The organism is Dietzia sp. B19, assembly GCF_014145155.1.
GTDB classification, from domain to species: domain Bacteria; phylum Actinomycetota; class Actinomycetes; order Mycobacteriales; family Mycobacteriaceae; genus Dietzia; species Dietzia natronolimnaea.
In genome coordinates this window covers 1-9,737 of record NZ_JAALED010000254.1, presented here as the reverse complement: position 1 = coordinate 9,737, position 9,737 = coordinate 1, and the positions used below count along the sequence as shown (strand labels likewise).

11 protein-coding genes and 1 pseudogene are annotated in these 9,737 nt (G+C 72.1%); 6 read left to right on the top strand and 6 right to left on the bottom strand.

Annotated features, from left to right (window positions below; all coding sequences use genetic code 11):
* Positions 1 to 202 (bottom strand): precorrin-6A/cobalt-precorrin-6A reductase (locus tag G6020_RS08210; RefSeq protein WP_182610287.1); only part of this gene is annotated, 202 nt, incomplete at its 3' end.
* Positions 199 to 1,689 carry a cobyric acid synthase gene (locus G6020_RS08205; protein WP_182610286.1) on the bottom strand — a complete coding sequence of 497 codons (1,491 nt, stop codon included), beginning with the start codon at positions 1,687 to 1,689 and terminating at the stop codon, positions 199 to 201. The genes G6020_RS08210 and G6020_RS08205, both read right to left, overlap by 4 nt.
* 193 nt (positions 1,690 to 1,882) lie before the next feature.
* Here G6020_RS08205 and G6020_RS08200 point away from each other — a divergent pair, with 193 nt between their 5' ends.
* The 5 genes from G6020_RS08200 to lepB all read left to right on the top strand — a co-directional run bounded on the left by G6020_RS08200 (position 1,883) and on the right by lepB (position 5,528).
* Positions 1,883 to 2,323, top strand: a complete 441-nt coding sequence (locus G6020_RS08200) for an Rrf2 family transcriptional regulator (RefSeq protein WP_179524128.1) — start codon at positions 1,883 to 1,885, stop codon at positions 2,321 to 2,323.
* 89 nt (positions 2,324 to 2,412) lie between these two features.
* A complete protein-coding gene (locus G6020_RS08195) occupies positions 2,413 to 3,690 on the top strand; it encodes a globin domain-containing protein (protein ID WP_182610285.1) in 1,278 nt (425 codons plus the stop codon).
* A 79-nt stretch (positions 3,691 to 3,769) separates the two neighbouring features.
* Positions 3,770 to 4,471 carry a Crp/Fnr family transcriptional regulator gene (locus G6020_RS08190; RefSeq protein WP_182610284.1) on the top strand — a complete coding sequence of 234 codons (702 nt, stop codon included), beginning with the start codon at positions 3,770 to 3,772 and terminating at the stop codon, positions 4,469 to 4,471.
* A 77-nt stretch (positions 4,472 to 4,548) separates the two neighbouring features.
* Positions 4,549 to 5,124, top strand: a complete 576-nt coding sequence (locus G6020_RS08185) for a DUF6448 family protein (RefSeq protein ID WP_182610283.1) — start codon at positions 4,549 to 4,551, stop codon at positions 5,122 to 5,124.
* Complete coding sequence (gene lepB, locus G6020_RS08180) at positions 5,124 to 5,528, top strand: signal peptidase I (RefSeq protein WP_277815255.1); 405 nt, start codon at positions 5,124 to 5,126, stop codon at positions 5,526 to 5,528. Before G6020_RS08185 ends, lepB begins: the two co-directional genes overlap by 1 nt.
* Before the next feature lie 30 nt (positions 5,529 to 5,558).
* On the opposite strand, the gene G6020_RS08175 is transcribed toward lepB, so the two are convergent.
* The 4 genes from G6020_RS08175 to G6020_RS08160 form a co-directional block, all read right to left on the bottom strand.
* The gene (locus G6020_RS08175) at positions 5,559 to 6,365 is read right to left on the bottom strand and encodes a substrate-binding domain-containing protein (RefSeq protein ID WP_182610281.1); all 807 of its coding nucleotides are present in this window, start codon (positions 6,363 to 6,365) and stop codon (positions 5,559 to 5,561) included.
* A gap of 3 nt (positions 6,366 to 6,368) precedes the next feature.
* Positions 6,369 to 6,632, bottom strand: coding sequence for a hypothetical protein (locus G6020_RS08170; RefSeq protein ID WP_259847878.1), 264 nt, complete (start codon positions 6,630 to 6,632; stop codon positions 6,369 to 6,371).
* A gap of 54 nt (positions 6,633 to 6,686) precedes the next feature.
* Positions 6,687 to 7,748 carry a GTP 3',8-cyclase MoaA gene (gene moaA / locus G6020_RS08165; RefSeq protein ID WP_338404149.1) on the bottom strand — a complete coding sequence of 354 codons (1,062 nt, stop codon included), beginning with the start codon at positions 7,746 to 7,748 and terminating at the stop codon, positions 6,687 to 6,689.
* Positions 7,749 to 7,810: 62 nt separating this feature from the next.
* Entirely contained in the window at positions 7,811 to 9,169 is a 1,359-nt protein-coding gene (locus G6020_RS08160) for a solute carrier family 23 protein (RefSeq protein WP_241731128.1), read from the bottom strand.
* A gap of 162 nt (positions 9,170 to 9,331) precedes the next feature.
* Here G6020_RS08160 and G6020_RS08155 point away from each other — a divergent pair.
* Positions 9,332 to 9,737, top strand: a pseudogene (locus tag G6020_RS08155) (molybdopterin molybdenumtransferase MoeA); the annotation flags it as partial.

Sequence of the window (9,737 nt, the reverse complement as noted above, 5' to 3'; positions counted from 1 at the left end):
CCACGACCACGCGGACCCCCTGCGTGGAGAGGTGGTCGCGGAGCCCCTCGACCCCGCCGAAGCCGCCGATCCGGACCCGGCCCACGGGCAGGCGCGGACGCGCCACCCTCCCCGCCAGGGACGAGCAGAACTCGTGACCCGCGTCCTGCAGCAGTCTCGCCAGCTCCCGCGCCTCAGCGGTCCCACCCAGGACGAGGATCACCGCTCCGACCCCGGCGGCAGGGACGGCATCTCCGGCGCGCCCTCGCGGGCCAGCTCCAGCAGGGCGTCCAGGTCGAGGTGCTCCTCCGCCAGATCACCCAGCAGGTCCAGTCGCCTCTCGCGTGCGGCGGCGAAGTCCACACCGGAGGGTTCGCGGACCCGGCCGACACGGGCCGCCACCTCCGCGAGGTAGGCCTGACGGAACCCGTCGGACTCGAGGCTCCCGTGCCACATGGTGCCCGCCACACCGTCGCGCCTCGCACCCCCGAGGAACTCGGGGTCCGCGCCGAGGCCGATCCGCCCGTGGTGGATCTCGTACCCGGCCGCCGCCTGACCGAGCGCCTCCCCGGTGGGCAGCCACAGGACCTTCTCCGGCCCGAACTCCGTCTCCACGTCCAGCAGCCCGAGCCCGTCGACCTCCGCGCCCTCGGGACCCTCCACCCCCTCCGGGTCCCGGACGAGTCGGCCGAGCATCTGGAAGCCACCGCAGATGCCGAACACCGACCCCCCGGCGTGGGCGTGGTCGATCACCGCGCGGTCCAGACCGCGGGAGCGGAGCCAGGCCAGGTCGTCGATCGTCGCGCGCGTGCCGGGCAGGACCACCAGGTCCGCGCCCCGGACGGTCCGGGGGTCGGTGACGAACTCCACGTCGACGTCCGGCTCCAGCCCCAGCGCGTCGACATCGGTGAAGTTGCTGATCCGGGGCAGCCGGATCACGGCGACCCGCAACGCCCGGCCGGCGTCGGCGCGGCGACCGCCGATGTCCAGCGCGTCCTCGGAGTCGAGCCACACGTCGGGGCTCCAGGGCAGCACTCCGTGGACCCGCCGTCCGGTGAGCGCCTCGAGGTGGTCCAGCCCCGGTCCGAGGAGCGAGGGGTCACCGCGGAACTTGTTGACGACGAAGCCTGCGACGAGCCGCTGGTCGGCGGCATCCAGGAGTGCCACCGTGCCGTACATCGCGGCGAAGACCCCGCCGCGGTCGATGTCGCCCACCACGACCACCGGCATGTCGGCGTGACGGGCCAGGCCCATGTTGACGTAGTCACCGGCACGGAGGTTGATCTCGGCAGGACTGCCCGCGCCCTCGCACAGCACCAGGTCGGCCCGGTCGGCCAGGTCGTCGTATGCGGCATGGGCGGCGGTGGCCAGATGCACGCGACCGTCGACGAAGTCCCTGGACGAGACCGTCCCGGCGGGGCGGCCCATCACCACCACGTGGCTGCGCCGGTCGCCGCCCGGCTTGAGCAGCACCGGGTTCATCGCCACCTCGGGCTCGGCGCGTGCCGCGAGGGCCTGGATCCACTGCGCGCGCCCGATCTCCCCGAAGCCCGCCGGACCCCGGACGACCATCGAGTTGTTGGACATGTTCTGCGCCTTGAACGGCGCGACCCTGACGCCCCGCCGGGCGAACGCCCGGCACAGCGCCGTCACCACCACGCTCTTGCCGGCATCCGACGTGGTGCCGGCGACGAGGAGGGAGGCTGCCATGGGGATCGATCCTAGCCGCGCCCTCCCCCGCCCCCGCCGCGGTGCTCCGCCGACGCGACGACGGGCCGCGACGGTGAGGGGGACCCCGCGTTCCTGCTGGTGACACGCCCGCCAAATGCCCAGCTCAGAACGTATTTGAGATCACTGCGGACAAATGCGCTACGGCGGTTCGCACTATGGCACGCTCGGCCTCGTGCAGTTGTCCAGGTTCTCCGATCTCGCGCTCCGCGCCCTCATGCGTCTCGCCGTGGCCGACGGGCGCGGGGACCGGATGACCGCCGGGGGCATCGCCGAGTCGGTGAACGCGTCGACGAGCCACGTGGCCAAGACCGTCTCCCGGCTCGTGGAGCTCGGCCTCGTCGAGTCCCGGCGGGGCCGGGGCGGTGGTCTCGCGATCACCGAGGCCGGTCGTCAGGCGTCCGTCGGGCGGCTGCTGCGTGAACTCGAGGGCCCCGGCGAGGTGGTGCAGTGCGAGGGCCCGGCGCCCTGCCCGCTGGCCGGCAACTGCAGCCTCCGCCGAGCCCTGGCCGAGGCCCGCGAGGCGTTCTTCGCCGCCCTCGATCCACTCACCGTCTCGGGCATCGTCCACACCCCGACCAGGCAGGTCCTGCTCAGCCTGGGACCCGCCCCCTGACCGGTCGGCGACCACCGACCCACACCCCCTCGACGCCCGGCACCCCAGGTGCCCGGGTGACCCCGTCGCGCCCACTGAAGGAGATCCGCATGACCACGTCGCTCACCTCACTCGAGACGATCCTCGCCCATCCGCGGGAGCTCTCGCCGCACCACGTCCCGATCATCCGCGACACGCTCCCGGTCATCGGGGCGCACATCGACGAGATCACCCCGGTGTTCTACCGCACGATGTTCGGCAACCACCCCGAGCTCCTGCGCGACACCTTCAACCGCGGCAACCAGAAGCTGGGCGCCCAGCAGCGCGCGCTCGCCGCCTCCATCGCCACCTTCGCGACGCTGCTGGTGGACGGGAAGAGCCCCGTCGACATGCTGGCCCGGATCGGCCACAAGCACGCGAGCCTCGGGATCACCGCCGACCAGTACCAGGTGGTCCACGACAACCTCTTCGACGCGATCGTCCAGGTGCTGGGCGAGGCGATCACCCCGGAGATCGCGGCCGCGTGGGACGAGGTGTACTGGATCATGGCGGGCGTCCTCGTGGACTTCGAGAACGCCCTCTACGCCGAGGCCCGGGTCGAGCCGGGAGACGTCTTCCGGACCGCCGTCGTCCTGGCCCGGGAGGACGTCACCGATTCCGTCACCGTGGTGACCCTCGGCGGTCCCGACGGTGGCGACCTGCCGGACTTCCGACCCGGCCAGTACACCTCCGTCGGCGTGGTGCTGCCCGACGGCGCGCGTCAGTTGCGTCAGTACTCGCTGTCGGCGGCGCCGGGGTCGGGCACGTGGCGGATCGGCATCCGCCGGGTCGACGCGGTCTCCGGTGGCGCGGGTCCGTGCCCCGCCGGTGAGGTCTCCGGGTGGCTGCACGCCCACGCCCGGGTCGGCACCACGCTCCAGGTCACGCTGCCGTTCGGTGACCTGGTCCTGGACGCAGCGGGAACCGGGTCGGGCCCGGACGCGGCACCGGTCGTCCTGTGCTCGGCCGGGATCGGCATCACCCCGATGCTCGGTATGATCGCGCACCTGTCCGCGACGGACGATCCCCGGCGAGTCCTGATCCTGCACGCCGACCGCTCGCCCGACCAGCACGTTCTGGCCGATGAGGTGGCCGGCGAGTCCTCGCTGCTCGCCGACGCCGAGGTGCACACCTGGTACGAGCACGGCGCGGACACGACCGCCGGACCGGGCGCGGTCCACCACGGCGTCATGGACCTCTCCTCCGTCGAGCTCCCGGCGGGCGCACACGTCTTCCTGTGTGGGCCCACCGGCTTCCTCCAGTCGGTGCGCGCGACGTTCATCGAGGCCGGCGTGCCCGAACAGCGGATTCACGCCGAGCTCTTCGCCCCCAACGACTGGCTGGTCTAGTCCCGCGGGTGTGCCCGACGACCGCCGCGCTCACGATCAGCCCCACGCGAGGGAGCACCCGCGGTCACAATGGGACCCGATGACCCCCTCTCACGACCACCAGCACGCCGAGTCATGCGTCGCGGCGGTGCCGCTCTTCGCCCGGCTCTCACCCCGGCAGCAGGCCGAGGTGGCCTCGATGGCGCGTCCGCTCCGCGTCGAGCGCGGCGAGTGGATCGTGCGCGCGGGGCAGTCGTCGCCGCGATTGCTCGTGGTGCACGAGGGGCTGGTCAAGGTGGGCCGCACGGCGGAGGACGGCCGCGAGGCCACGCTGCGCCTCCTCGGCCCCGGCGACGTCGAGGGCGAGAGCGGCTTCCTCACCGGGACACGTCCGGAGAACGACTGCGTCGCGCTCGACCCCACGACGATGTGCGTCTTCGAGCACGGTGCGCTGGCCGGGCTCCTGAACCGATACCCGGACATCGGCGCATCCATGCTGCGCTCGCTCGCCATCCGCCTGGAGTCCACAGAGCGGATGCTCGCGGCCCGCACGCTGGCCGACGTCGGCGCACGGCTCGCCTCATATCTGCTCGACCTGCCCGCCGTCCGAGGCGTCGACGGGGTGGTGACGGTGCGACTGCCGATGTCCAAGAAGGACGTGGCCACCTACCTCGGTACCATCCCCGAGACCCTGAGCCGCCGACTCGCCGCGCTCGGGCGCGAGGGTCTTGTCGAGGTGCGCGGAGCCGAGGTCGACCTGCTCGATCCGGAGGGACTGGAGGCGCGGGCGGGCGGGGCTTGACCTAGGTCATGGGAACCCTCCCGTTCGGGCGCTACCGTCTGAGACGTACCAGTTCAGACCAGGGAAAGGACCCCGTCATGAACGTCACCTCGATCTTCGGCACGCTGCTCGGACTCGTCGTCCGTGAGGCCTCCGCCCACTGCGACACCGAGGACGGCCCGGCCGTCACCGACGGCCGCCGTGCCCTCGACAGCGGCAACGTCAATGTCGCCCTCAAGTGGGTCCACCCCGGGGGCGAGGACGAGGTCCGCGCCGTCTTCGACAAGGTCCGGCGCGTCCGGGTCGCGGGCGGCGAGACCAGGGAGGTCGCCGACAGGTGGTTTCTCGAGACCTTGGTCCGCGTGCACCGCGCGGGCGAGGGCGCCGGCTTCAGCGGACTCGCGCCCGCCGGTGCCGGCGTCGACCCTCGGGTGGTGGCCGCCGACGAGGCGCTGGAGCTCGGCAGCATCGAGCCCCTCAGGGGCCTGGTAGACGAGGACCGGTGGGACGAGCTCGAGCGTCGTTTCGACCACGCCATCGCGCTCAGGGGCTTCGACCCCGACGACCTCGTCGCCGCCCGCGAGTACATGGACGCCTACGTGCGATTCTTCAAGTACGCCGAGGGGCACGACCACGACCACCACGGTCACGACCACCACGAGCACGCGCCCTGATGTGGTGGCTCACCCGCGTCCGATCCGACTCAATGGAACCGACCCTGCGTGCCGGGCAGCTCGTTCTCACCAGGTCGCTCCGACGGTCCACACCGATCCGCCGGGGCGACCTGGTCGTGGTGGATCACGCCGAGGTGGTCGGCCGCGTGCTCAAGAGGGTGGTCGGCCTGCCCGGCGAGCGCATCGAGATCGACGGCGGCGCGGTCCGCGTGGACGGCGTACCCCTCGAGGAGTTGTACGCCTCGTCGTCGTACTACCGCGGTGACTTCCACGTCCCGGCCGGGCACTATCTCCTCCTGGGTGACAACCGCGACTCCTCCTCCGACGGCCGCACCTGGCGTCAGCCCTACGTCGAGAGGTCGGCCATCACGGGTCGGCTCAGCGGGCGATGCCTCACCGCGTGACGTCGAGAACCCGGGTTTCAGTACCCCGGGTCACTCCGGCAGCGCGTCCAGTCCGGCACCCTCGAGGGTCCGGCGGCCACGCTCAGAGGTCACCAGCTCGCGGAAGCGGTCGGCCGCCACCCGTTCGGCCTCACCCCCGGGCCCGCTCTCCCCGCTGGGGACGCGGGCCAGGACGTACCGGGTCGTTCCCGCCGACCGCATCAGGTCCCGCTCGCGACCCTCGGGACTGACGGGCGCCACCCACCCGTGCGAGCTCGCGACGTCAGTGCGGTAGACGATCCCGACGTCCATCTCGTTGTCCGCGAGCCGGACACTGAGCGCGCGGGACCCGTCCTCCCATGTGACGTCCGTGGGCTCCACCGCCGCGGCGGCGAGCACCTTCTCGGTCGCTTTGCCACACGGGGTGTCCGGCGCACACAGGCCCACGCGCAGGTCCGGGCGGGACAGGTCGCCCAGTCCGCGCACGCGGAGGGGGTTCCCGGACGGCACCGCCACGACCACGTGGTTCCGGGCGAAGATCTGCGGTTCCGCGGCGGCTCCCTGTGCCACGGCGAGGTCCATCACCTCCTCGCTCGCGGAGGCGAAGACGTTGAGGTCCGTGCGGTCGGACAGCCCCTCGGCGATCTCGTCCGACCGCCCCAGTTCGAGGTGGACCCGGACCCCGGGATTCTCCTCCTCGAAGATCTGGATGAGGTCGGTGAACGCGACGGACAACGACGGCGCGGCGGCCACCCCGAGCGAGACGGTCGCGGTGGCCTCCGGCTCCTCGGTCGCACACGCGAGCCCGGAACACATCAGGGCCACGCCCACCACCTCGATCCCCTGACGCCGACCCACCGGTCAACCCCCGGCGAAGGGGGGCAGGATGTCGATCACGGAGACCCCGTCGATCGAGGCGAGGGGGTCGCGCGTGGTCTCCTCGCCGATGAGGAAGGACGACACCGTGACGATGCTGGCCAACGGCTCACCGTGCCTCTCGCAGACCTCCCGGGCCAGTTCACCGATGGTCGTCGCGTCCGTGTGGAGGCGCTCGCGGGCGGTGCCGGCCGCGTCCTCGGCCGCCGCGTAGTACCCCACGGTGATCATTCTCGATGTCCTGCTCACGGTGTCGACTCTAGCCCGTGCCCCCGACGCGCCGCCGCCGCTTTCGGTGACACGTCATCCGCCTATGGCGCCCATCGACCGGCGCGGCCGGTGGAACGCCGTCCCACCGATGCCGTGCCCGGCCTGCTTACCCCACATCGCCCCGCGCCACACCCGGGCGATCTCCGCGTCCTGCGCCCCGGAGCGCAACACACCCAACACGTCGGTCTCGTCATCACTGAACAAGCAGGATCTCACGGTCCCCTCGGCGGTCAGCCGCGTCCGGTCACAGGCCGCGCAGAAGTTGCGGGTGACGGTGGCGATCACCCCGACGTGGGCCGGGGACCCCGCCACCGAGCGTCCGGCCACCTCCCACAGTTCGGCCGGGGCGGACGGGTCCTCGCGACCGGCGGGCACCAGGTCGAAGCGCGCGCCCAACACGTCGAGCAGCTCCTGCGCCGTGACCATCTCGACCCTGGACCAGGTGTTGTCGGCGTCGAGCGGCATCTCCTCGATGAACCGCAGCTGCACGCCCTCCTCGAGAGCCCATTCCAGCAGGTCGGGAGCCCCCGGCAGGGTGGCCCTCATCGGCACGGCGTTGACCTTGACCGGGGCGAGTCCCGCCTCGACCGCGGCACGGACCCCGCGGAGCACCGACGGCAGCCGGTCGCGACGGGTGAGCTCGGCGAACTCGAGGCGGTCGACCGTGTCCAGGGAGATGTTGATCCGGTCGAGCCCGGCCTCGACCAGTGCGCCCACCCGGTGCTCGAGGCCCACGCCGTTGGTGGTGAGGGCGACCGGAAGGTCAGGGCACGCCTCCCGGGTCCCGGCGACGATCCTCTCGAGGTCCTGCCGCATCAGGGGTTCGCCGCCGGTGAAGCGCACCTCGCGGACCCCGAGGTCGTGATGCGCCAGCGTGACCAGCCGGATCACCTCGTCGGTGGTCATGCGTGCGGCCTCCGGGATGGGCGGCAGCCCCTCCTCCGGCATGCAGTACGTGCAGCGCAGGGAGCACTTCTCCGTCAGCGACACGCGCAGGTCCCGCCCGGTGCGACCGAAGGTGTCGATGAGCAACGGGGTGGCCGGCCGCGCGCCGTCGGGGCGCGGCCGAGGGCTCGGGATGTCGGTCGCGGTCACGCGCACCTCCGATCTGCCGGGCGTTCTGGTCGAGTGTAGGCGCGTGAGCGCCACCCCGCCGTCTACCTCTCCGGCACCTCCACCTCCGGGTTCGGCCCGAGGAGGGTGAGCTCGTGGATCTCGTCGCGCTCGGCCTGCGCTCTCAACTGCGGCGCGATCAGCCGGGCGAGGTGGTACCCCAGCACCACCACGAGGGTGCCGAGCGCGATCCCGCCGAGCTGGAAGTCGTCCGTCACGGTCAGGGTCGTGTCGCCCACGGCGATCACCACGCCCGCCGCCACCGGGACCAGGTTGAGCGGGTTGCCGAAGTCGACCCGGTTCTCCTTCCAGATCTTCGCCCCGAGCAGGCCGATCATCCCGTAGAGCACCACGGTGATCCCGCCCAGCACGCCGCCGGGCGTCGCCGAGATCACCGCGCCCAGCTTGGGCGAGCAGCCCAGGAGGATCGCGGTCAGCGCCGCCACCACGTACGCGGCCGTGGAGTAGACCTTGGTCGCGGCCATCACCCCGATGTTCTCGGCGTACGTCGTCGTCGCCGATCCGCCGAACGAGGTGGCCAGGACGGTGCCCGCACCGTCGGCGGCCAGGGCGCGGCCCATCAGGCCGTCGGTCTCGGTGCGCGTGATCTCGCCGATCGCCTTGACGTGACCCGCGTTCTCGGCGATCAGGGCGATGATCCCGGGGACGATCAGCAGCACGAACGCCAGGGAGAAGTCGGGCGCGTGGATGCCCACCACGCCCGCGGCCTCGTCGGTCATGGGCGGCAACCCGAGCCACGGCGCGTCCCCGACGCCCGACCAGTCCACCCGCAGGTGCTCGGTCACCTCGCCGGCGGTGGCGCTGAACGAGGTGATGGGACCGGTCACCAGGTCGAGCACCCAGGACAGGACGTAGCCGAAGATCAGCGCGAGGAAGATCGCGATCCGGCCGGCGAAGCCCTTCAGGCCCACCGTCATGAGGACCAGCGCGATCATCACCGTCAGCGCCACCCACTGGTCCTGCGGCCAGTAGGTCTCGGCCACCACGGGCGCCAGGTTGAAGCCCAGCAGCATCACCACGGCGCCGGTGACGACCGGGGGCAGCACGGCGGTGACCACGCGCCCGCCCACCACGTGCACGATGACGCCGACCACGGCGAGGGTCGCACCCGCCACCAGCATCGCGCCGGTGACCTCCGCGCTCGTGCCGCCCTGCGCGCGGATCGCCGCGACCGCCCCGACGAACGCCACCGAGGTGCCCAGGTAGCTGGGGACCTGCCCCTTGACGATCGCCAGGAACAGCAGCGTGCACACGCCGGAGAAGAGGATCGCGAGCTGCGGGTTGAGCCCCATGATGATGGGGAAGACGAACGTGGCACCGAACATCGAGACCACGTGCTGGGCGCCGATGCCGATCGTCCGGGGCCAGCTCAGGCGCTCCATCGGGGCCACGACCTCGCCGGGCCTGATGTTCTTGCCGTCGCCGTGGACAGACCACAGCTTCCTCGAACCCCGCGCGCCGTCCGCCACCGTCTCCCCTTTATTTCCCCGCCTGCGCCCCGCGCGCGGACCGTAGGCACAGTACAACGCGATTACCGTGGAGGCATGGCCTCCCACCCCGACCGCCCGACCCACCCCGTATCCCGGCCGTCTCCCGCCGAGTATCGAGAGCTCCTGCGCACGCATCTCGCGCCGGTGCTGGAGCGGGCCGCCCAGAGCACGCGGTTGCCGGTCGTGGCGTGCGCGGACTCGGTGCTCGCACGGGACCTGCTCGCGTCGGTGGACCTCCCCCTGTTCGTGAACTCGCAGATGGACGGCTACGCGGTGCGGTCGGCCGACATCGCCGGGGCCGGTCCGGACTCGCCGGTGCGGCTCCGGGTGGTGGGGACGACCCACGCCGGTGACGGACCGGGGCCACGGGTCGACGACGACGAGGCCTGCAAGGTGATGACCGGTGCGCCGGTCCCCGAGGGTGCCGATTGTGTGGTCCCCGTGGAGGACACCTCCATCG

What these genes read in the sequence shown, in the direction of transcription:
- G6020_RS08205 (WP_182610286.1), bottom strand. Translation starts at nt 1,689, where the DNA reads ATGGCAGCCTCCCTCCTCGTCGCCGGCACCACGTCGGATGCCGGCAAG.
- G6020_RS08195 (WP_182610285.1), top strand. Translation starts at nt 2,413, where the DNA reads ATGACCACGTCGCTCACCTCACTCGAGACGATCCTCGCCCATCCGCGG.
- G6020_RS08190 (WP_182610284.1), top strand. Translation starts at nt 3,770, where the DNA reads ATGACCCCCTCTCACGACCACCAGCACGCCGAGTCATGCGTCGCGGCG.
- G6020_RS08185 (WP_182610283.1), top strand. Translation starts at nt 4,549, where the DNA reads ATGAACGTCACCTCGATCTTCGGCACGCTGCTCGGACTCGTCGTCCGT.
- lepB (WP_277815255.1), top strand. Translation starts at nt 5,124, where the DNA reads ATGTGGTGGCTCACCCGCGTCCGATCCGACTCAATGGAACCGACCCTG.
- G6020_RS08160 (WP_241731128.1), bottom strand. Translation starts at nt 9,169, where the DNA reads ATGGAGCGCCTGAGCTGGCCCCGGACGATCGGCATCGGCGCCCAGCAC.